The organism is Pseudomonas sp. GW822-FHT02E03, assembly GCF_058802325.1.
Genome location: NZ_JBXAOA010000009.1, coordinates 70,156 through 91,661, shown reverse-complemented (window position 1 = coordinate 91,661; position 21,506 = coordinate 70,156). Strand labels below are relative to the sequence as shown.

Genomic DNA, 21,506 nt, shown 5'->3' with positions numbered 1-21,506 from the left:
ATTTCACACGGCTTTTCTGTTCCAGCACTCAAACCATCAAGGCTTGCGCGGGATCATTCCCACTCAATCGTCGCCGGCGGCTTGCTCGACACGTCGTAAGTGACGCGGGAGATGCCTTCGATTTCATTGATGATCCGGCCGCTGACGGTTTCCAGCAGTTCGTAAGGCAGGTGTGCCCAACGCGCGGTCATGAAGTCGATGGTTTCAACGGCACGCAGGGCAACGACCCAAGCGTAACGACGGCCATCGCCAACCACGCCAACCGATTTCACCGGCTGGAACACCACGAATGCCTGGCTGACCTTGTGGTACCAGTCGGCTTTGCGCAGCTCTTCGATGAAGATGTGGTCGGCGCGACGCAGCAGGTCGGCGTATTCCTTCTTCACTTCACCGAGGATCCGCACACCCAGGCCCGGGCCCGGGAACGGGTGACGGTAGACCATGTCGTACGGCAGGCCCAGTTCCAGGCCCAGACGACGGACTTCGTCCTTGAACAGTTCGCGCAGGGGTTCAACCAGCTTGAGGTTCATTTCTTCCGGCAGGCCGCCCACGTTGTGGTGCGACTTGATCACGTGGGCCTTGCCGCTTTTGGCGCCAGCCGACTCGATCACGTCCGGGTAAATGGTGCCTTGGGCGAGGTACTTGATGTTATCCAGTTTGTTGGACTGGGCATCGAACACGTCGATGAAGGTACGGCCGATGATCTTGCGCTTCTTCTCTGGGTCGCTTTCGCCTGCCAGATTGTCGAGGAACTGGTCCTCAGCGTTGGCGCGAATCACCTTGACGCCCATGTTCTCGGCGAACATGGCCATCACTTGCTCGCCTTCGTGCAGGCGCAGCAGGCCGTTGTCGACGAAGACGCAGGTCAACTGGTCGCCGATAGCCTTGTGCAGCAACGCGGCAACCACCGAGGAGTCAACGCCGCCGGACAGGCCGAGCAATACGTTGTCGGTGCCAACCTGGGCGCGGACCTGGGCGATGGCGTCTTCAGCAATCTTCGAAGGTGTCCACAGGGCTTCGCAGCCGCAGATGTCGAGGATGAAGCGCGAGAGGATGCGACCACCCTGCTTGGTGTGGGTCACTTCCGGGTGGAACTGCACGCCGTAGTAGCCGCGAGCATCGTTGAACATGCCGGCAATCGGGCAGCTCGGTGTGCTGGCCAGGATGTGGAAGTCTTCCGGCATCTTGGTGACCTTGTCACCGTGGCTCATCCACACGTCGAGACCGAACAGGCCATCGGCGTCGATATGGTCTTCGATGCCATCGAGCAGACGGCTCTTGCCGACCACGTCAACGCGGGCATAACCGAACTCACGCAGGTCGGAACCTTCGACCTTGCCACCCAGCTGTTCAGCCATGGTTTGCATGCCGTAGCAGATACCGAAGACCGGTACGCCCAGGTCAAACACCGCTTGCGGGCAGCGCGGGCTGTCGGCTACGTGCACGGATTCGGGGCCGCCGGCGAGAATGACGCCTTTTGGAGCGAATTCGCGAATCGCTTCGTCGTCCATGTCGAACGGATGCAGTTCGCAGTACACGCCGATTTCACGCACGCGGCGGGCGATCAGCTGGGTGTACTGGGAACCGAAGTCGAGGATCAGGATGCGGTGAGCGTGAATGTCGAGGGCCATGATTCAGTCTCGTCTAGATAATTCAGAAACAGTCGTGATTCAGAAACAACTCGGGGCTGAATAGAACAGCCCCGGTTGCTTAACGATTTGCTTGAAGCCTCAACCTACGCGGTAGTTTGGCGCTTCTTTGGTGATCTGTACGTCGTGAACGTGGGACTCGGCCATGCCAGCACCGGTGATCCGCACGAACTCAGGCTTGGTGCGCATTTCTTCGATGTCGGCACTGCCGGTGTAACCCATCGAGGAACGCAGGCCACCCATCAGTTGATGGATGATGGCGCTCAGGGTGCCCTTGTACGGAACACGCCCTTCGATGCCTTCCGGAACCAGTTTCTCGGCACCTGCCGAGGAGTCCTGGAAGTAACGGTCGGAGGAACCTTGAGCCTGGGACATGGCGCCCAGCGAACCCATGCCACGGTAAGCCTTGTACGAACGGCCCTGGAACAGTTCGATCTCGCCCGGTGCTTCTTCAGTACCGGCGAACATCGAGCCCATCATCACGCAGGAGGCACCGGCAACGATGGCCTTGGACAGGTCACCGGAGAAACGGATGCCGCCGTCGGCGATCAACGGAACGCCAGTGCCTTCAAGGGCAGCGGCAACGTTGGCGATGGCACTGATTTGCGGGACACCGACACCGGCGACGATACGGGTGGTGCAGATCGAGCCAGGGCCGATACCGACCTTGACTGCGTCAGCGCCGGCTTCGGCCAAGGCCTTGGCGGCAGCGCCGGTGGCGATGTTGCCGCCGATGACCTGCACTTCAGGGAAGTTCTGCTTGACCCAGCGAACGCGGTCGATCACGCCCTTGGAGTGACCGTGAGCAGTGTCGACCACTACCACGTCAACGCCAGCGTGAACCAGGGCAGCTACGCGGTCACCGGTGTCTTTACCGGTACCGACTGCAGCGCCAACGCGCAGACGACCTTGATCGTCCTTGCTGGCCAGCGGGTAAGCCTTGGCTTTTTCGATGTCGTTGACGGTCATCATGCCTTTGAGGGCGAATTTGTCGTCGACTATCAGCACACGCTCGATGCGGTGCTTGTGCAGCAGTTCGCGCACATCGTTCTTGTTGGCGCCTTCCTTTACCGTGACCAGACGCTCTTTAGGCGTCATCACTTCACGGACGGAGGCGTCCATGCGGTTTTCGAAACGCACGTCACGGGAAGTGACGATGCCGACCAGGTCGCCATCGTGCAGTACCGGTACGCCGGAGATGTTGTGCAGGCGGGTGAGTTCGAACAGTTCACGAACCGTGGCATCAGCCTCGATGGTGATCGGGTCCTTGACCACGCCGGCCTCGTACCGCTTGACCTTACGCACTTCGGCAGCTTGCTGCTCGATGGTCATGTTCTTGTGGATGATGCCGATGCCACCTTCCTGAGCCATGGCAATTGCCAAGCGGGCTTCAGTAACGGTGTCCATGGCAGCAGAAACCAGTGGAATATTCAGCTCGATGCCACGGGTAAGGCGGGTCTTGAGACTGACTTCGTTAGGAAGAACCTCGGAATAACCGGGCACTAAAAGAATGTCGTCGAAGGTCAGAGCTTCTTGGCTGATACGCAGCATCGCGGGGGCTCCCGAGCGGGAAAATGGAAGCGCGCCATTATAGTCAGACACCCCCTCGGGTTCAATGTAAAACTCTGTCTATTATCGACGCGGTGATCGACGGAGGTTTTGGCACACAAATCCCGTAGGAGCGAGGCTTGCCCGCGAAGGCATCGCTGCGGTACATCAGACACACCGAGTCGATGCCTTCGCGGGCAAGCCTCGCTCCTACAGTACGGGACTGGCGCAGGTTTAAAGTTCGACCTTGACCCAACTCACAGGCTGATCCAGCCAATCGGCAAATTCGTCGATGAAGCTCTGCTTGAACCCGGCCTCGAGCCAGTTATTGAAGATGAAACCCAGGTTGGAAAAGCCGCATTCCTGCAAGAACAGAAACCCGTTGATGTCATCTTCATGCCCGCACTCAGGGCACGTGAAGTTATCGGTACGCCCCGGCATCCAGTCTTCCAGGCTTTCGAACAGCGCTTCGCCGACTTCCTTGCGGCACTCGGCGCAGCCGGCTTCTTCGAGAAACCCCTTGGCCGGTGTGTAGATGCAGCGCTTGGTGATGATCTCCAGGCCATTGACCGGCTCGCCGAACGGCAGCGCGTCAGGGTGCAAAACTACCGCGCGGGCACCGTCGGCGATGGCGTGGGCCATGCGATTGCCGGTGCGGCCACAGGTGGTCAGTTCTTCTTTGATGATGTTCTTGCGCACCAGCCAACGCACGACCGCCCGGGCCCGGGGTTCGTGTACCGGCAGGGTGGAGATTTTCGGGACGATGATGCTTTGCGAGTTCATGGTGCAAGCCTACTGCGTCAAATGGATATTTCTGCGGTGTTCGTCCTGACGCCATCGCGGGCAAGCCCGCTCCCACACGATCTCGGTCGTAAACACATTTGTGCTCACCTGAGATCCTTGTGGGAGCGGGCTTGCCCGCGAAGACGCCAGGGCGGCCGGCAGCTTAATCCCTGACGAAATCCGGTCAAGTACTCAAATAGCGCCCGATCAAGGCAATCCCGCTGGCCAGCACCAGCCAGGTCACCAGCCGCACGAATGCCTCGCGGGACAATTTCATGGTCAATCGCCGGCCGATCCACAACCCCAGCGCCATCGCCGGCAACAAACACAGCGCCAATACCATCAAGGGTAGCTCGGCATACACACCGGCGATGGCAAACAGACTCAAACGCACCACGGTGCTGCAACTGATCAACGCACTCTGGGTCGCCCGGGCCGCGTCCTTGGGCAACCGACTGTTCAAATAGATCGCGTATAAGAAGCCGCCACTGCCAAACAACGCCCCGAACATCCCGCCCACCGTGCCCATCGGCACCGCCCACCCGGCGGACAATTGCGCCGGACGGGTTTTAATCCACAGGCTGTAAACCGCATAGGCGCTGATAAACAGCCCCATCAACAGCAGCAAAACATCGGACTTCAGGTTCAGCAGGAAAATCACCCCCAACGTGCAGCCCACCGCCATGCACGGCAGCAGCCGCAACAATTCGGGCCTCGCCACATCCCGTCGCGAGGGCAGCAGATTGCCGAACGCCGCGACGAAATCCAGCAGCACCAACAGCGGCACGATTTTCGACAGTGGCATGAACAGGATCAGAATCGGCCCCGCCACCAGGGCGGTACCAAAACCGGCGATGCCGAATACGATGTAGGCCAGGGCAACGCCCAACCCGATCACCAGCCAATCCACCGCACCCCACGGCCATTGGTTCAATAACTCCAGCACATTCATCGACACGGCTTCCTTTTATTCCTGCGATGACTTTAGCCAGCGTCAAGCGTTGCGACTAATATCTTCAACGTCGACTACCCATCTCGAAAAGGCATACCTCGTGCTTTCAACCCGCCAATTGCGTTACTTCGTGGAAATCGCCGAGAGCGGCAGCTTCAGCGCTGCAGCCGAACGACTGTTTATTGCTCAATCCGCCTTGAGCCGGCAGATCAAGGACATGGAAACCCGGCTGCAAACGCCCCTGTTCGAACGCACCGCGCGCCAGCCCCGACTGACGGCGGCGGGTGAAGCCTTTTTGCCTCGGGCGAGAAGCCTGCTGAACGAACTGACCAAGGCCAGTGAGATGGCTACTCAGGTGGGCAGCGGTCAACTGGGCGTGTTGCGCCTGAGTCATTCCAGCACTGTGCCTATGAGCGGTCGGCTGTTGCGAGGCATCAGCGACTATCTGGATCGGCATGCGGGAGTGTCGATGGACATCGTCAAGCTGTCCTCCGAGGCGCAACTGGAAGAATTGGCCGAGGGTCGCCTCGACGTGGGTCTGTTGCGCCTGCCGGTGTTGCGTCAACGTGAAGGGGTGCAGATTGTTCCGCTGTACAGCGAGCGCCTGTTGCTGGCAGTGCCGCCTAATCATCGATTGGCTGTGGATAAGTCCGCGCAAGGCATCGATCTGGCACAGTTGAAGGATGAAGCGTTTATTTCCATCCCTCATCCACAGCGTGGCGGCCTGAGCTACCTGTCTGCCGAGTTGTGCATGCGCCAAGGGTTCTTTCCCCAGGCGGCTCGAGTGGTGTCGCGCAAAACCACCCAACTGCAATTGATCCAGGCCGGGTTCGGCATCGCGCTGTTACCGGAATCGATGCAGGACATCGCGCCGCCGGATATCCACTTTCTGCCCTTGGCCGACCCGGATTGCCACAGCACCGTCGCCCTCGCCTGCCGGCAAAATCCCACGGCGCTGGTCCAGCAATTTATCAATACCTGCACAAATCCCTGTGGGAGCGGGCTTGCTCGCGAAGGCGGCGTGACAGTCGACATTAATGTTGAATGTTAAACCGCTTTCGCGAGCAAGCCCGCTCCCACAAAGGGATTTGCGTGGAGCATGGAGATTGTTTGCCGAATGCCTTTAAACTGCGCCCCATGATTAAAGATCCCTTTGCAAGACTCGGCCTGGACCGGGAAGTCCTGACTGTCAGCCAGCTCAACGGCCGCGCGCGGGTGTTGCTCGAAGACGTGTTCAGCAACATCTGGGTCGAAGGCGAAATATCCAACCTCGCCCGCCCGGCGTCCGGCCATGTGTATTTCACCCTCAAGGACAGCGGCGCCCAGGTGCGTTGCGCGCTGTTCCGGCAGAACGCCGCTCGGGTTCGCCAGGCGTTGAAGGACGGCTTGGCGGTCAAGGTTCGCGGCAAGGTTTCGCTGTTCGAGGGCCGTGGCGATTACCAACTGATCCTCGACACCGTGGAGCCGGCCGGTGATGGCGCCCTGCGCCTGGCCTTCGATGCCTTGAAGGAAAAGCTCAGCGCCGAAGGCCTGTTCAGCGCCGAGCGCAAAGTGCCGCTGCCGGCGCACCCGCAACGCATCGGCATCATCAGCTCGCCCACCGGCGCGGTGATCCGCGACATCATCAGTGTGTTCCGCCGCCGCGCGCCGCAGATCCAACTGACGCTGATCCCCACCGCCGTGCAAGGCCGCGAAGCCACCGCGCAGATTGTCCGCGCGCTGAAACTGGCGGACGCCCGCGGTTTCGACGCGCTGATCCTGGCCCGTGGCGGCGGTTCGCTGGAAGACCTCTGGTGTTTCAACGAGGAAGCCGTAGCCCGCGCCGTGGATGCCTGCGTAACGCCGATTGTCAGCGCCGTCGGCCACGAGACCGATGTGTCGATCAGTGACTTCGTCGCCGACGTCCGCGCCCCGACACCGTCCGCCGCGGCCGAACTGCTCGCGCCGGACTCCAGCGATCTGGTGCGACGCGTCGAAAGCCTGCACCGGCGCCTGGTGATGCGCATGCGCGACCGCCTGATGCGTGATCGGCTGCGTCTGGAAGGTATTTCACGCCGACTGCGCCATCCCGGTGAACGACTGCGTCAGCAAGCACAACGTCTGGATGATCTGGACATGCGCATGCGCCGCGCATTCGAACGCAGCCTCAATACCCGTCGCGAACGTTTGATCCGCCTGGAAACCCGACTCGCCGGGCAACATCCCGGGCGACAACTGGCGATGCTTCGCCAACGTCTCGACAGCCTCGCCGAACGCCTGCCCCGGGCCATGCGTGAAGGGCTCAAGTCTCGCCGCCTGCAACTGCAAAGTCAGATGCAGACGCTGCATGTGGTCAGCCCACTGGCGACCCTCGCCCGTGGCTACAGCATTCTGCTGGACGAGCGCGGCAACGCGATTCGCAGCGCCGCTCAGACCCACACCGGCCAGCGCCTGAAAGCCAAACTAGGTGAAGGCGAACTGCAAGTGCGGGTCGAAGACAATCACCTGACGCCTGTCACCCTTTCTTTACTGGACTGATCCATGCCGCGTTTTTTAGCTCCGCTGCTGTTGCTGTGCCTGACCTTTAACGCCCACGCCGACAGTTACATCACCCGTCTGTTGAACAAACCGGTGCCGGGTGGTGTGGCGGTGGTGGATTTGGGCAGCTCCGCCCAGGCACCCAAAGCCAGCTATCAGGGGAGACCGGTATTGGTGGTCAAGGAACAGAACAACTGGCTGGCCATCGTCGGCGTGCCACTGACTGTAAAACCGGGTACACAACAAATCAGCAGCGGCGGTCGTAACCTGAACTTCATCGTCGCCAGCAAGAAATACCCGGAACAGCACATCACCCTGAAGAATACCCAGCAGGTCAATCCGAACCAGGAGAATCTCAAGCGCATCGAGGGTGAGCTGGCGGAGCAGATGCAGGCCTACCGCAGCTTCAGCCCGAACACCCCGAGCAATCTGTTGCTGGACAAACCGGTCAATGGGCCGCTGTCGAGCAAGTTCGGCGTGCGCCGCTTTTTCAATGGTGAAGAACGTAATCCCCACGCGGGCCTCGACTTCGCTGTGCCTGCCGGCACGCCGATCAAAACCCCGGCCGCCGGCAAGGTGATCCTGATCGGTAACTACTTTTTCAATGGCAATACGGTGTTCGTCGACCACGGCCAGGGCTTTATCAGCATGTTCTGCCATATGTCGAAGATCGACGTGAAGGTCGGCCAGCAAATGGCGCGCGGTGGCGTGGTCGGCAAAGTCGGCGCCACAGGACGCGCGACCGGACCGCATATGCACTGGAATATCAGCCTGAACGATGCGCGGGTGGATCCGGCGATTTTCATTGGCGCATTTCAGCCCTGAAGCATTGTGAGGCCACTGGCCTCATCGCCAGCAGGCTGGCTCCCACATTGGACCGTGTTCACAACGCAACTCCCCTGTGGGAGCTAGCCTGCTAGCGATGACGCACTCCCAGGCACTGAAATATCTCGACCAGCGTAATTGCGCACCTATCAAACCCCGCGCAAAAATCACAACGATCGGTCGAATAAAACACAATAAAATCGCGCAAAACTCCGCTTTTCAAGTATTCCTCTCAATTTTTTTCGACTGCTTGCCATCCTTCATCCCCGCGGTTAGGGTTGAAGGCATGAAAACCTCTCACACCCTCATTCAGCTTCGCCAGCACCGCAGCCTGTGCCTCGTCAGTGCACGACTGCCAGGCTGAATCGCGGTGCCTCGTCTTACGCTTTATCCCAACTTTTGATCCACCGGCAGGCCGCCTTTTTTCGGCCCACACAATAAGGATTTCCCGATGAGCATGCTCAAAGACCCGTCTTCGAAATACCGCGCGTTCCCGACCATCGATATCCCGGACCGCACCTGGCCGTCGAAGACCATCACCGCCGCGCCGATCTGGTGCAGCTCGGACCTTCGTGACGGCAACCAGTCGCTGATCGAGCCGATGGACGCGGTCAAGAAGCTGCGTTTCTGGAAAACCCTGGTGCAAGTCGGTGTGAAAGAAATCGAAGCCTCGTTCCCGGCCGCTTCGCAAACCGACTTCGACTTCGTGCGTACGCTGATCGAAGACGGCCACATCCCGGACGACACCACCATTCAGGTGCTGACCCAGGGCCGTGAAGACTTGATCGCACGTACTTTCGAATCCCTGCGCGGGGCCAAGAAAGCCATCGTTCACCTGTACAACGCGACCTCCCCTTCCTTCCGCCGCATTGTCTTCAACCAGGACAAGGACGGGATCAAGGCCATCGCCGTGAACGCCGCCAAGCTGTTCGTCAAATACGCCGCCCAGCAGCCGGACACCGAGTGGACCTTCGAGTACTCGCCAGAAACTTTCAGCGCTACCGAACTCGAGTTCGCCAAGGAAGTCTGCGACGCGGTGATCGAAGTGTGGAACCCGACGCCTGAGCACAAGGTGATCCTCAACCTGCCCGCCACCGTCGAATGCGCCACCCCGAACATCTATGCCGACCAGATCGAATGGTTCGGCCGTCACATCAACCGTCGTGACAGCGTGATCATCAGCCTGCACACCCACAACGACCGTGGCACTGGCGTAGCCGCCACCGAGCTGGGCCTGATGGCCGGCGCCGACCGTGTCGAAGGTTGCCTGTTCGGCAACGGCGAGCGGACCGGTAACGTCGATCTGGTGACCGTGGCATTGAACCTCTACACCCAGGGCGTCGACCCTGAGCTGGACTTCTCCGACATCGATGGCGTGCGCAAAGTCGTCGAAGAGTGCAACCAGATCCAGGTGCACCCACGTCACCCGTATGTCGGCGACCTGGTTCACACCGCGTTCTCCGGCTCGCATCAGGATGCAATCCGCAAGGGCTTCGCCCAGCAGCAACCGGACGCCCTGTGGGAAGTGCCGTACTTGCCGATCGACCCGGCCGACATCGGCCGCAGCTACGAGGCGGTGATTCGCGTCAACAGCCAGTCGGGCAAGGGCGGTATCGCTTACCTGCTGGAACAGGAATACGGCATCAACTTGCCGCGCCGCATGCAGATCGAGTTCAGCCAGGTCGTGCAGCGTGAAACCGATCGCCTGGGCCTGGAGATGACGGCCCAGCAGATCCACGCGTTGCTGCACAGCGAGTACTTGCAGGCCAACACTCCGTACGCGCTGGTCAGCCATCGCTTGCAGGAAGAAAACGGTCACAGCGCCGTGGAAGTGGAAGTCTCCAGCAAAGGTCAGGGCGAAACCAACCTGCACTGGCGTGGCAAGGGCAACGGCGCTCTGGAAGCACTGGTGGCCGGTTTGCCGATCCCGGTGGAAATCATGGACTACAACGAACACGCCATCGGCGCGGGCACCAATGCCAAAGCGGCGGCTTACATTGAACTGCGCGTAAACGGTGAGCGTGCGGTGCACGGCGTCGGCATCGATGAAAACATCACCACCGCCAGCTTCAAGGCCCTGTTCAGCGCGCTGAACCGCTCCCTGAGCCAGCCGGAAGCGAAAGCGGCGTAAGCCCTGCACTGCAATGCAATGCAAAAGGCCCTGGGGTGAGAACCTCGGGGCCTTTTTGTTGATGGTTCCCACGCTCTGCGTGGGAATGCCTCAAGGGACGCTCCGCGTCCAGTGACGCGGAGCGTCACGGGCTGCATTCCCACGCAGAGCATGGGAACGATCGGTTACGTGAACTCAAAGGTATCCGCATCCAGATTCGCCGGAAACCGCGCGCGATAAGCCGCCAGCTCTGCCGCGTCCAGAACGACCTTGAAGACACCATCGGCATCGCCCGCGCCAAGCAATGTCTCACCCTGAAAATCCAGCACCTGACTGTCACCGGTATACGCAAACCCTTTGCCATCGGTACCGATGCGGTTCACCGCCGCCACATAGCAGAGGTTTTCAATCGCCCGTGCCGGTAGCAAACGGTTCCAGTGCTGGCGCCGGGCACCCGGCCAATTGGCGGTGTACAGCAACAAGTCGGTGTCTTGAGGGTCGCGGCTCCAGACTGGGAAACGCAGGTCGTAACAAATCAGCGGCCGCACTCGCCAGCCCTTCAATTCGAACTGCACCTGACGCTCGCCCGGGGTGAAATGATTGTGCTCGCCCGCCATGCGGAACAGGTGACGCTTGTCGTAATGCCACACCTCCCCGTCCGGCCGCGCCCACAACAAACGATTGCGATGACTGCCGTCAGCCACCTGGATGATGATGCTGCCGGTGATCACCGCATCCAGTTTCGCCGCCTGAACCCGCAGCCATTTACTGGTGGGGCCATTTTCCGGCTCGGCGAGGGTTTCCGATTCCATGGAGAAACCGGTGGTGAACATCTCCGGCAGGATGATCAGGTCCGCGCCGCGAGCCTGTTCCAGCAAGGACTCGAAATGCTGCAGATTGGCCTGACGATCATGCCAGGCCAGGGTGGTCTGGATCAGCGCAACATTCAGATTGGGCAGAGCACTCAGATCACGCATAGTTTTGCCGCTGCTTCACGCAGGGTCTCCTCGCGTTTGGCAAAACACAGACGCACCAAGCGCTGGCCTTCGGGTGGCGTCTGGTAGAACACCGAGATCGGGATGCTCGCGACGCCATGTTCGCGGGTCATCCACAGCGCCATCTCGACGTCATTGAGGTCCGGGCGAATCTGCGAGTAATCGACCAGCTGGAAGTAAGTACCGGCCACGCGGGTGAAACTGAAGCGCGACGGCGACAGCAGATCGCAGAACAGATCGCGCTTGGCCTGATAGAAGCCCGGCAACTCTTCGACGTGTTCCGGATGCTCGGCCATGTAATCGGCCAACGCGTATTGCAGTGGCGTCACGCCGCAGAAACTGACGTATTGGTGAACCTTGCGCAGCTCCGCGGTGAGGGCCGGAGGTGCCACGACATAACCGGTTTTCCAGCCGGTGACGTGGTAGGTCTTGCCGAACGAACTGACCACGAATGCGCGCTGATAGAGCTCTTCGTGGGCCAGTACGCTGACGTGAGATACGCCATCGAATACCAGGTGTTCGTAGACCTCGTCGCTGATCACATAGATATCGCGGTCGCGAATCAACGCCGCCAGTTGATCCAGCTCGGCACGACTGATCAACGCGCCGCTGGGGTTGTGCGGGCTGTTAAGAATGATCATCCGCGTACGCGGGCTTAACGCATCGGCAAGCTTCTGGAAGTCGATGCTGAAATCGTTGAGGCCCAGTTGCACATGCACGCAACGGCCACCGGCCAGCTCCACCGAAGGTTCATAACTATCGTAGGCCGGATCAAACACGATGACTTCGTCACCGCTGTGGATCACCGCCTGAATGGCGCAGAAGATCGCCTGTGTCGCGCCGGGAGTGACCGTCACTTCGCTGTCGGCATCGACATGGGCGCCGTAGCTGCGAGCGATCTTCGCCGCAATCTGCTGACGCAACACCGGCAAGCCAGTCATCGGCGAGTACTGGTTGTGGCCACTGGCGATGTGCCGACCGACTGCATCACGCAGGGCCTGCGGGCCGTCGAAATCGGGAAACCCTTGAGACAGATTGATCGCCCCGGTTTGCGCCGCGAGCTGAGACATCTGCGTGAAGATAGTGATGCCGACATTCGGCAGCTTACTGGTGATCATCGGTGATTCCCTGCAGGTGAGCTGCAAGTTTCAAGTTTCAAGCGACAAGCTGCAAGTGGTCAAGCGTCAAACCACCAGACACAAAAAAGGGTCCCGAAAAGGACCCTTCTGCTTTTACTTGAAGCTTGCAGCTTGAGGCTCGCCGCTGCTTCTATCGCTTATCGCGGCGCTTTTTGTCGGCTTTCTTGTGGTGCGACATCATCCGACGCTTCTTGTTGACCTGGCGGTCGGTGAGCGAGTTCTTGTTACCTTCGTACGGGTTCTCGCCGCCCTTGAACTCGATACGGATCGGCGTACCGACCAGCTTCAAGACACGGCGATAGGTGTTTTCCAGGTAACGCACGTAAGACTTCGGCACCTTCTCGATCTGGTTACCGTGAATCACGATGATCGGCGGGTTGGCGCCACCCAAGTGGGCATAACGCAGCTTGATCCGGCGGTTGTTGACCATCGGTGGCGCGTGCTCGCCGACCGCATCTTCCAGAATCTGGGTCAGGCGGTTGGTCGGCCAGCGGGTGACCGCGGACTTGAACGAGTTCTGTACCGACGCGTAGAGGTTGCCTACGCCAGTGCCGTGCAGGGCCGAGATGAAGTGGATATCGGCGAAGTCGACGAAGAACAGTCGACGTTGCAGCTCGACCTTCACGAAGTCGCGCTCGCTCGGCGTCATGCCGTCCCACTTGTTGATCGCGATAACCAGCGCACGACCGGCTTCAAGGGCAAAGCCCAGCAGGTTGAGGTCGTGGTCCACCACGCCTTCGCGGGCGTCCATCACGAAGATCACCACGTTGGCGTCTTTGATCGCTTGCAGGGTTTTGACCACGGAGAACTTTTCAACTTCTTCGTGGATCTTGCCGCGCTTGCGCACACCGGCGGTGTCGATCAGCGTGTACTTCTCGTCGTTACGTTCAAACGGGATGTAAATGCTGTCGCGGGTGGTGCCGGGCTGGTCATAAACGATAACCCGGTCTTCACCGAGCATGCGGTTGACCAGGGTCGACTTGCCGACGTTAGGACGGCCGATGATGGCGATCTTGATACCGTCTTTTTCGCTTGGGCCAGGAATGCGCTTGGCTTCCTCACCTTCGGCAACGATCTCTTCTTCGCCTTCTTCCGGCTCTTCGTCGTCTTTCGGGAAGTCGCTCAGGGCGATTTCCAGCATCTGGGTGATGCCACGACCATGAGCACCGGCGATCGGGATCGCGTGGCCCATGCCCAACGGGGCGAATTCGGCGCGGGCCATTTCAGGGTCGATGTTGTCGACCTTGTTGGCAACCACGTAAGAACGCTTGTTACGCTTGCGCAAGTGCTCGGCGATCATCTGGTCGGCCGCGGTGAAACCGGCCTTGGCATCTACCAGGAACAGAACGACATCTGCTTCTTCAATGGCCAGCAGCGACTGCTCGGCCATTTTTTCGTCCATACCGTGCTCGTCACCGGAGATACCGCCGGTGTCGACCAGAATGTAGGAACGCCCTTGCCACTTGGCCTCACCGTACTGGCGATCACGGGTCAGACCGGACAAGTCGCCAACGATGGCGTCGCGAGTCCTGGTCAGGCGGTTGAACAAGGTGGACTTGCCGACGTTCGGTCGGCCCACCAGGGCGATTACGGGAACCATGCGGCTCTCCACTTCGTTATTTCAGAAAATACAAAAGCCGCTGCGAGGCAGCGGCTGGTGCTCGGGGCAGTGTATGAAACACTGCAAACCCCTTGAAACCGGGGCCGCCTGGGGGGTTAAACCCCAAGCATAGTTCTTACTTGATGGTCAGGGCTTCCAGTTTGCCGCTGTTGCCATACAGATAAATCGTGTCACCCACCACCAGCGGACGGGCACGCAGGCCGTCGCTGTCGATGCGCTCGCGGCCGACGAAACGACCGTCCACCTGGCTCAGCAGGTGCAGGTAGCCTTCCATATCACCGACTGCAACATAGCTGGAGAACACTTCTGGAGCCGACAGTTGACGGCGGGCCAGCGAATCGTTGCTCCACAACGCAGTGGTAGAACGTTCGTCAACGCCTTCAACGGTGCCTGCAGACAGGCTCACGTAGACGCTGCCAAAACCCTGGGCAACGCCGGCATAGCTGGAAGCATCACGCTGCCAGAGCTGACGACCGCTTTCCAGATCCAGTGCCGCGACGCGACCCTGGTAACTGGCGACATACAGTGTACCGCCGGACAGCAGCAAGCCACCGTCGATATCGACCACACGCTCCAGTTCCGAACGACCTTGTGGAATCGCTACACGCTGTTCCCACACCGGCACGCCGTTGGAAACATCCAGAGCAACCACTTTACCAGTCGACAGGCCAGCCACCGCGAGGCGGTTGGTGACGATCGGTGCGCTGGTGCCGCGCAGGGTCAGAACCGCTGGCGTGCTGTCATACAACCAGCGCTGGTTGCCGGTAGCGGCATCCAGACCGATCAGACGGTCATCCTGGGTCTGAACCACAACAACGTCACCGTTGGTGGCCGGCGGCGCGAGCACTTCACTGGTCACGCGAGCGCGCCATTTCTCTTCACCGCTGCTGGCGTCCAGGGCAACGATTTCGCCCTTGAGCGTGCCGATCATGACCAGACCGTAACCCACGCCAACGGCGCCGGAGACAGGCAGTTCGAGATCTTTCTTCCATTTGACGTCGCCATTGCTGCGATCCATCGCCATCACCACACCGGTGACGTCGGCGGCATAGATGGTATCGCCATCGATCGCCGGAACCAGCATGTTGTAGGTTTCGCCCTGACCGTCACCGATCGAACGACTCCACTGCTTTTGCAGAACCACTTCTTCTTTGAAGTCGGTCAACTCGGCTGGTGGCAATTCTTTTTTGCTGTTGCTGCTGCAACCCGCGGCCAATATGGCCAGAGCCAGCAATGCTGCATGTTTCCAACGGATCACGTCACGCATCCCCTTTGGCCAGGTCGTCCAGCTTGATTTGTAGGCCACCGACCGCCGCTTCATCCGACAGTGCCGCCTTGGCTTTTTGATACGCCGTGTTCGCTTCGTCGGTACGACCCAACTGCACCAGCAGGTCACCTTTGAGTTCTTCGCGAGTGGCCAGGAAGGCTTTGTCGGCATCGCCTTCGAGCAGTTTCAGGGCTTCATCGACCTTGTTCTGCGCGGCCAGCACCTGCGCCAGACGCTGACGGGCAATTTCGCCGAGTGCCGGGTTGGCCGGTTTGGCGACAATGGCTTTCAGCTCGCTGGCTGCGTCGTCCAGCTTACCGCTGTCGACTGCAACTTTCGCCACGAACAGGCTGCCGTATTGCGCGTAAGCGGTGCCGCCGAACTCGCTGTTGAGCTTGCCGGCCAGGTCCGAAACACGTGCAGCATCAGGCTTGCCGTCAGGCGTCAGCGTGGTTTCGAGCAATTGCTGATAGAGAATCGAGGCGCCTTGCGACTGATTGCTCTGATACTTCTGAAAAGCCTGCCAGCCGAATACGATGACCAGCGCCAACAGGCCGCCAGTGACCAGGGGCTTGCCGTTGCGTGTCCACCAGTCCTTCAACTCCGCCAGATGTTCGTCTTCGGTACTCGACACCCCAATACTCCTTAATCGCTAAATCGGCTGTTTGACAGCTTCAACCCTGCACGACGCAGGTGGCCAGGTGTGCAGCAAGCGCATCCCAGGCAATGCTTTGTTGTTCGCCCTGGCCACGCAGGGGTTTGAAACCTACCACTTGCTGGGCCATTTCGTCGTCACCGAGGATCAATGCGTACAGCGCACCGCTCTTGTCGGCTTTCTTGAACTGGCTTTTGAAGCTGCCGGCGCCGGCATTGACTTGCAGGCGCAGGTTGGGCAATTGATCACGAACACGCTCGCTCAGGGTCAGACCGGCCAGCTCGGCGGCTTCACCGAAGGCGCAGAGGTAGACATCGACCTGACGGGAGATTTCTTCGGGAATTTGCTCCAGGGTTTCAAGCAGCAGCACCAGGCGCTCGATGCCCATGGCGAAGCCAACGCCCGTGGTCGGCTTGCCGCCCATCTGCTCCACCAGACCGTCGTAACGACCACCGGCACATACGGTGCCCTGGGCGCCCAACTTGTCGGTGACCCATTCGAAAACGGTCTTGCTGTAGTAGTCCAGCCCGCGAACCAGCTTCGGGTTGATCACATAAGGAATGCCGGCGGCGTCCAGACGAGCCTTGAGGCCCTCGAAGTGCACGCGGGATTCTTCGTCGAGGTAATCGGCCATCTTTGGCGCGTCGGCCAATGCCGCTTGAGTGTCAGGATTCTTGGTATCCAGAACCCGCAGCGGGTTGGTCTTCAGACGGCGCTGGCTGTCTTCGTCCAGTTGATCCAGGCGAGCGGACAGGTAGTCGACCAGTGCTTCACGATAACGACCACGGGACTCGCTGGTACCCAGGCTGTTGAGTTCGAGCTTGACCGCATCACGGATACCCAGCTCGCCCCACAGGCGCCAGGTCAGCACGATCAGCTCGGCGTCGATGTCCGGACCGTCGAGGTTGAAGACTTCGCAACCGATCTGGTGGAACTGGCGATAACGACCTTTCTGTGGACGTTCGTGACGGAACATCGGGCCGATGTACCAGAGTTTCTGCACCTGACCGCCGCCGGTGATGCCGTGCTCGAGCACCGCACGCACGCAGGCCGCTGTGCCTTCAGGGCGCAGGGTCAGGGAATCGCCGTTGCGATCCTCGAAGGTGTACATCTCTTTTTCGACGATGTCGGTCACTTCACCGATGGAGCGCTTGAACAGCTCGGTGAACTCGACGATCGGCATGCGGATCTGCTTGTAACCGTAGTTATCCAGCAGACGCGAGACGGTGCCTTCGAAATGACGCCACAGGGGAGTCTGTTCGGGCAGGATGTCGTTCATGCCACGAATGGCTTGCAGAGACTTGCTCACTATAAATCCTTAAATTCGTTCGGCTCTTTAGTCAGGCTCAGCCGCGAGCGATTACCGCTGCGTCGGCTTCGACCTTTTCGGCCGCTTTCTGACGGATCAAGCGTTCAAGCTCATCCACCAGATTGTCATTAGTCAGTTTCTGCGCCGGCTTGCCGTCGATGTAAATCAGGTTTGGCGTGCCGCCGGTCAAGCCGATATGGGCTTCCTTGGCTTCGCCCGGTCCGTTGACCACGCAACCGATTACCGCGACATCCAGCGGCACCAGCAGGTCTTCGAGGCGTCCTTCCAGCTCGTTCATGGTTTTGACCACATCGAAGTTCTGCCGCGAGCAACTCGGGCAGGCGATGAAGTTGATACCACGGGAACGCAGGTGCAGGGATTTGAGAATGTCGTAGCCGACTTTCACTTCCTCGACCGGGTCGGCCGCCAGCGAGATGCGAATAGTATCGCCAATCCCTTCGGCGAGCAGCATACCGAGGCCCACGGCGGATTTCACTGTGCCTGAACGCAAACCACCGGCTTCAGTGATGCCCAAGTGCAACGGCTGAACGATTTCCTTGGCCAGCAGGCGGTAGGCGGCGACCGCCATGAACACGTCGGAGGCTTTCACGCTGACCTTGAAGTCCTGGAAATTCAGGCGCTCGAGGTGTTCGACGTGACGCAAGGCGGACTCGACCAGCGCGGCTGGAGTCGGCTCGCCATATTTCTTTTGCAGGTCTTTTTCCAGGGAACCGGCGTTGACGCCGATGCGGATCGGAATCCCGCGATCACGGGCGGCATCGACCACCGCACGCACGCGGTCTTCACGACCGATGTTGCCCGGGTTGATCCGCAGGCAATCCACACCCAGTTCGGCGACGCGCAAAGCGATCTTGTAGTCGAAGTGGATGTCGGCCACCAATGGCACTTTGACCAGCTGCTTGATCTTGCCGAAGGCTTCGGCGGCGTCCATGTCCGGCACGGAAACCCGCACGATATCGACGCCAGCGGCTTCCAGACGGTTGATCTGGGCCACGGTAGCGGCCACGTCATTGGTATCGCTGTTGGTCATGCTCTGCACAGCGATAGGCGCATCGCCGCCCACGGGCACGTTGCCGACCCAGATCTTGCGGGATTCGCGACGTTTGATTGGAGATTCGCCGTGCATGACTTATTGACCCAACTTCAGGCGAGCAGTCTCGCCACTGGTGAACGGAGCGACATCAACCACCTGCCCGTTGTAACTGACCTGCGCACCACGGGCGAAGCCCAGACGCACGGAAAAGGGCGGCTTGCCGCTAACGGAAACATTTTCGCCTTTACGCTTTAGACCGCTCAACAGCACCTTGCCGGTGCCATCGGTCACTTGCGTCCAGCAATCGGCGGTGAATTGCAGTTGAACCTGGCCTTGGCCGGCCACCGGAGCTGCCGGAGCTGGAGCCGGGGCGGTCGGAGCAATTGGAGCAGAGATAACCGGTGCCGGTACAGCGGGAACAGCCGGGGCAGGTGTCGCTGGCGTCGCCGGTGTCGCGACAGCCGGAGCGGTGCTGTGGGCCGCAGCCGCAGGCGTTACTGCTGAAACGACTGGCGCTGGAACAGGTGCACTCGTTTCGGCGTTGACTGGCTCCTCGGTAGAAGACTCGGCCTGAGGCAGCGCAAGAGGTGTTTCCCCTTCAGCCTGCCCTTGCGCAACGGCCTGGTCTTCCGGCTCGTCCAGTGGATGGATCTGGGTGGTGCCGTCAGCGCCTTCGACTTCAACGTGTTCTGGCGCCAGGCCAATCAGGTCTTTGGTACGCAGTGAAGTTTGATCCTGCCACCAGATAAAACCACCGCCAATCACCGCAAGCAGCAACAGCAGGCTGACAATGCGCAAAATAGTGTGGGAAACCCGAACCGGCTCTTCGATACGTCCCAGGCTGTGGACGTTGCTGCCCTGGGAGTCGGTGCCGGTGGATTGGTCGAACTGCTGGACCAGAACGGTTTGGTCCATGCCGAGCAATTTGGCATACGCGCGAATATAGCCACGAGCAAAGGTGTGCCCAGGCAGCTTGTCGAAAGCGCCGGCTTCCAGATTGCTCAGGGAATTGATGGTGAGGTTGAGCTTGAGGGCCACTTCGGCCAGCGACCAGCCATTGCTTTCGCGGGCCTGGCGCAAAGTCTCACCGGGGTTAACGCGATTCGCTGCTACAACTTCGGGATGCGCCGCTTTCATCATTGCTCCGACAGGTATTGCTGATATTCCGGCGTACCGGGATAGAGTCGTTTTAATTGCAGGCCAAAACTGGCGGCCTTGTCGCGATCTTCGAACACTTTTGCCAGCCGAACGCCGAGCAATAGACTACGTGCATTTTGTTCGGTGAGCAGGCTAAAACGGTCGTAATAGTCACGCGCGGGCACATAATGCCTGTCTTCGTAAGACAACTCAGCCATTTCCAGCAATGCACGTGGCTGTTGGCGATTCAGACGCAGGGCTTTTTCCAGTTGCTGGCGGGCCAGATCACGCTGGCCAAGCTTTGAAGCGGTCATGCCCAGGTTTTCGAAAACCCGTGAACGCTCAGGATACAGGGTATCGGCGGCGGCCTGTTCGAAGCGTTCGTACGCCTCTTTGTAACGTTTCTCTTCGAAAAGAAAACTGCCGTAGTTATTCAGGATTCGCGCATCGGCGGGACGAGAAGACAGCGCCTTGCGAAAATGCTGATCGGCCAGTTCCGGCTCCATCTCGGCCTGGAACACCAGCCCCAGAGCCGCGTTGGCGTCAGGATCCGAGCTATCCAGGTCCAAGGCCTTCTTCAACGGGACTTTGGCGCGCTCGGTCATGCCCTGCTGCAGATAACCCAGGCCCAGCTGCACGTAGGCGGCACGCGCCTCATCACGGCCCTTGCTGGTCTTCATCGGGTTGAAATCGCCCGACAGGACACAACCAGCACAGAGACTGGCCAACAGCACAAGCAGCGCGAAGCGCAGGGACATAGAGATCCTCTCTTAATTATTGTTCGCAGCGTTCGTTGCGATATCGTTTTCGGCGCTCAACTCGCGCACGGCGATATAACGTTCGCTGCGACGGGTGCGATCCAGCACCTGCCCTACCAATTGGCCACACGCGGCATCGATGTCTTCACCGCGGGTAGTGCGTACGGTGACATTGAAGCCTGCATGGTGAAGCTGATCCTGAAACCGGCGAATCGCATTGTTGCTCGGACGCTCGTAACCGGAATGCGGGAACGGGTTGAACGGAATCAGGTTGATCTTGCACGGGATGTTCTTGAGCAGCTCGATCATCTCAACGGCGTGTTCAACCTTGTCGTTGATGTCCTTGAGCAAGGTGTACTCGATGGTCAGCACGCGCTTTTCGCCCAGGGACGACATGTAGCGCTGGCACGACTCGAGCAGCATCTTAAGCGGATATTTCTTGTTGATCGGCACCAATTGGTTACGCAATGCGTCATTCGGTGCGTGCAGCGACAACGCCAGGGACACGTCGATGTGCTTGGACAGCTCATCGATCATCGGCACCACGCCCGAAGTGGACAGGGTCACGCGGCGCTTGGAGATCCCGTAGCCCAGGTCATCCATCATCAGATGCATGGCGGCCACGACGTTGTCGAAGTTCAGCAGCGGCTCACCCATGCCCATCATCACCACGTTGGTGATGGCACGGTCGGCGGTCGCCGGGATGCTGCCGAACGATTTATTGGCAATCCACACCTGACCGATCACTTCGGCGGCGGTGAGGTTGCTGTTGAAACCTTGCTTGCCGGTGGAGCAGAAACTGCAATCCAGGGCACAGCCTGCCTGGGACGAAACGCACAGAGTGCCGCGTTTGCCCTGGGGAATGTACACGGTCTCGACGCAGCTACCGGACGCCACGCGCACCACCCACTTACGGGTGCCATCGGTGGAGATGTCCTCGCTGACCACTTCGGGGCCGCGGACTTCAGCAATGGCCTTGAGCTTGTCGCGCAAGGCCTTGCTGACGTTCGTCATGGCGTCGAAATCATCAACGCCAAGGTGGTGAATCCATTTCATTACCTGACCGGCACGGAAACGCTTCTCCCCGATTGAGTCGAAGAATTTTTCCATTTCCTGTTGAGTCAGACCCAGCAGGTTGGTTTTTACAGTCGATGTAGTCATGGATTCACCTTCACTCTTAAGCCAAT

Annotated in this window: 18 protein-coding genes; 4 read left to right on the top strand and 14 right to left on the bottom strand. The window is 59.6% G+C overall.

What is annotated here, in order from left to right:
• Window positions 1–53 precede the first annotated feature (53 nt).
• The 4 genes from guaA to AC1RQB_RS09770 form a co-directional block, all read right to left on the bottom strand.
• Window positions 54–1,631, bottom strand: a complete 1,578-nt coding sequence (guaA, locus tag AC1RQB_RS09785) for a glutamine-hydrolyzing GMP synthase (protein WP_063341444.1) — start codon at window positions 1,629–1,631, stop codon at window positions 54–56.
• A gap of 99 nt (window positions 1,632–1,730) precedes the next feature.
• Window positions 1,731–3,200, bottom strand: coding sequence for an IMP dehydrogenase (gene guaB, locus AC1RQB_RS09780; RefSeq protein ID WP_008070940.1), 1,470 nt, complete (start codon window positions 3,198–3,200; stop codon window positions 1,731–1,733).
• A 231-nt stretch (window positions 3,201–3,431) separates the two neighbouring features.
• Complete coding sequence (locus AC1RQB_RS09775; RefSeq protein ID WP_007903617.1) at window positions 3,432–3,980, bottom strand: hypothetical protein; 549 nt, start codon at window positions 3,978–3,980, stop codon at window positions 3,432–3,434.
• Between the two features lie 184 nt (window positions 3,981–4,164).
• Window positions 4,165–4,932: a sulfite exporter TauE/SafE family protein gene (locus AC1RQB_RS09770; protein WP_063341445.1), complete on the bottom strand. Its 768-nt coding sequence runs from the start codon at window positions 4,930–4,932 to the stop codon at window positions 4,165–4,167.
• Between the two features lie 100 nt (window positions 4,933–5,032).
• Here AC1RQB_RS09770 and AC1RQB_RS09765 point away from each other — a divergent pair, with 100 nt between their 5' ends.
• From AC1RQB_RS09765 to leuA, 4 genes are all read left to right on the top strand, one after another.
• Window positions 5,033–5,983 carry a LysR family transcriptional regulator gene (locus AC1RQB_RS09765; protein WP_063341446.1) on the top strand — a complete coding sequence of 317 codons (951 nt, stop codon included), beginning with the start codon at window positions 5,033–5,035 and terminating at the stop codon, window positions 5,981–5,983.
• 86 nt (window positions 5,984–6,069) lie between these two features.
• Window positions 6,070–7,449, top strand: coding sequence for an exodeoxyribonuclease VII large subunit (gene xseA, locus AC1RQB_RS09760; protein WP_063341447.1), 1,380 nt, complete (start codon window positions 6,070–6,072; stop codon window positions 7,447–7,449).
• 3 nt (window positions 7,450–7,452) lie between these two features.
• Entirely contained in the window at window positions 7,453–8,274 is an 822-nt protein-coding gene (locus AC1RQB_RS09755; RefSeq protein ID WP_008070948.1) for a peptidoglycan DD-metalloendopeptidase family protein, read from the top strand.
• Window positions 8,275–8,725: 451 nt separating this feature from the next.
• Entirely contained in the window at window positions 8,726–10,405 is a 1,680-nt protein-coding gene (gene leuA, locus AC1RQB_RS09750; protein WP_063341448.1) for a 2-isopropylmalate synthase, read from the top strand.
• Window positions 10,406–10,569: 164 nt separating this feature from the next.
• Here leuA and AC1RQB_RS09745 read toward each other — a convergent pair whose 3' ends face one another.
• The 10 genes from AC1RQB_RS09745 to rlmN all read right to left on the bottom strand — a co-directional run bounded on the left by AC1RQB_RS09745 (window position 10,570) and on the right by rlmN (window position 21,480).
• Window positions 10,570–11,361 (bottom strand): amidohydrolase, encoded by a 792-nt coding sequence (locus tag AC1RQB_RS09745; RefSeq protein ID WP_063341449.1) that lies wholly within the window; start codon window positions 11,359–11,361, stop codon window positions 10,570–10,572.
• A complete protein-coding gene (locus AC1RQB_RS09740; protein WP_063341450.1) occupies window positions 11,349–12,497 on the bottom strand; it encodes a pyridoxal phosphate-dependent aminotransferase in 1,149 nt (382 codons plus the stop codon). The genes AC1RQB_RS09745 and AC1RQB_RS09740 overlap by 13 nt, the downstream gene beginning before the upstream one ends.
• A gap of 151 nt (window positions 12,498–12,648) precedes the next feature.
• Window positions 12,649–14,118 (bottom strand): ribosome biogenesis GTPase Der, encoded by a 1,470-nt coding sequence (gene der / locus AC1RQB_RS09735; RefSeq protein WP_008070964.1) that lies wholly within the window; start codon window positions 14,116–14,118, stop codon window positions 12,649–12,651.
• Between the two features lie 136 nt (window positions 14,119–14,254).
• Window positions 14,255–15,406 (bottom strand): outer membrane protein assembly factor BamB, encoded by a 1,152-nt coding sequence (gene bamB, locus AC1RQB_RS09730; protein ID WP_032830306.1) that lies wholly within the window; start codon window positions 15,404–15,406, stop codon window positions 14,255–14,257.
• Window positions 15,399–16,040 carry a tetratricopeptide repeat protein gene (locus AC1RQB_RS09725; RefSeq protein WP_007903605.1) on the bottom strand — a complete coding sequence of 214 codons (642 nt, stop codon included), beginning with the start codon at window positions 16,038–16,040 and terminating at the stop codon, window positions 15,399–15,401. The genes bamB and AC1RQB_RS09725 overlap by 8 nt, the downstream gene beginning before the upstream one ends.
• Before the next feature lie 40 nt (window positions 16,041–16,080).
• Window positions 16,081–17,370, bottom strand: coding sequence for a histidine--tRNA ligase (gene hisS / locus AC1RQB_RS09720; protein ID WP_063341451.1), 1,290 nt, complete (start codon window positions 17,368–17,370; stop codon window positions 16,081–16,083).
• A 37-nt stretch (window positions 17,371–17,407) separates the two neighbouring features.
• Complete coding sequence (ispG, locus tag AC1RQB_RS09715) at window positions 17,408–18,517, bottom strand: flavodoxin-dependent (E)-4-hydroxy-3-methylbut-2-enyl-diphosphate synthase (protein ID WP_008070966.1); 1,110 nt, start codon at window positions 18,515–18,517, stop codon at window positions 17,408–17,410.
• 3 nt (window positions 18,518–18,520) lie between these two features.
• Entirely contained in the window at window positions 18,521–19,561 is a 1,041-nt protein-coding gene (locus AC1RQB_RS09710; RefSeq protein WP_063341452.1) for a RodZ domain-containing protein, read from the bottom strand.
• Window positions 19,561–20,319 carry a type IV pilus biogenesis/stability protein PilW gene (pilW, locus tag AC1RQB_RS09705; RefSeq protein WP_007903601.1) on the bottom strand — a complete coding sequence of 253 codons (759 nt, stop codon included), beginning with the start codon at window positions 20,317–20,319 and terminating at the stop codon, window positions 19,561–19,563. Before pilW ends, AC1RQB_RS09710 begins: the two co-directional genes overlap by 1 nt.
• A 12-nt stretch (window positions 20,320–20,331) precedes the next feature.
• A complete protein-coding gene (rlmN, locus tag AC1RQB_RS09700; RefSeq protein WP_007903600.1) occupies window positions 20,332–21,480 on the bottom strand; it encodes a dual-specificity RNA methyltransferase RlmN in 1,149 nt (382 codons plus the stop codon).
• Between the last annotated feature and the right edge of the window lie 26 nt (window positions 21,481–21,506).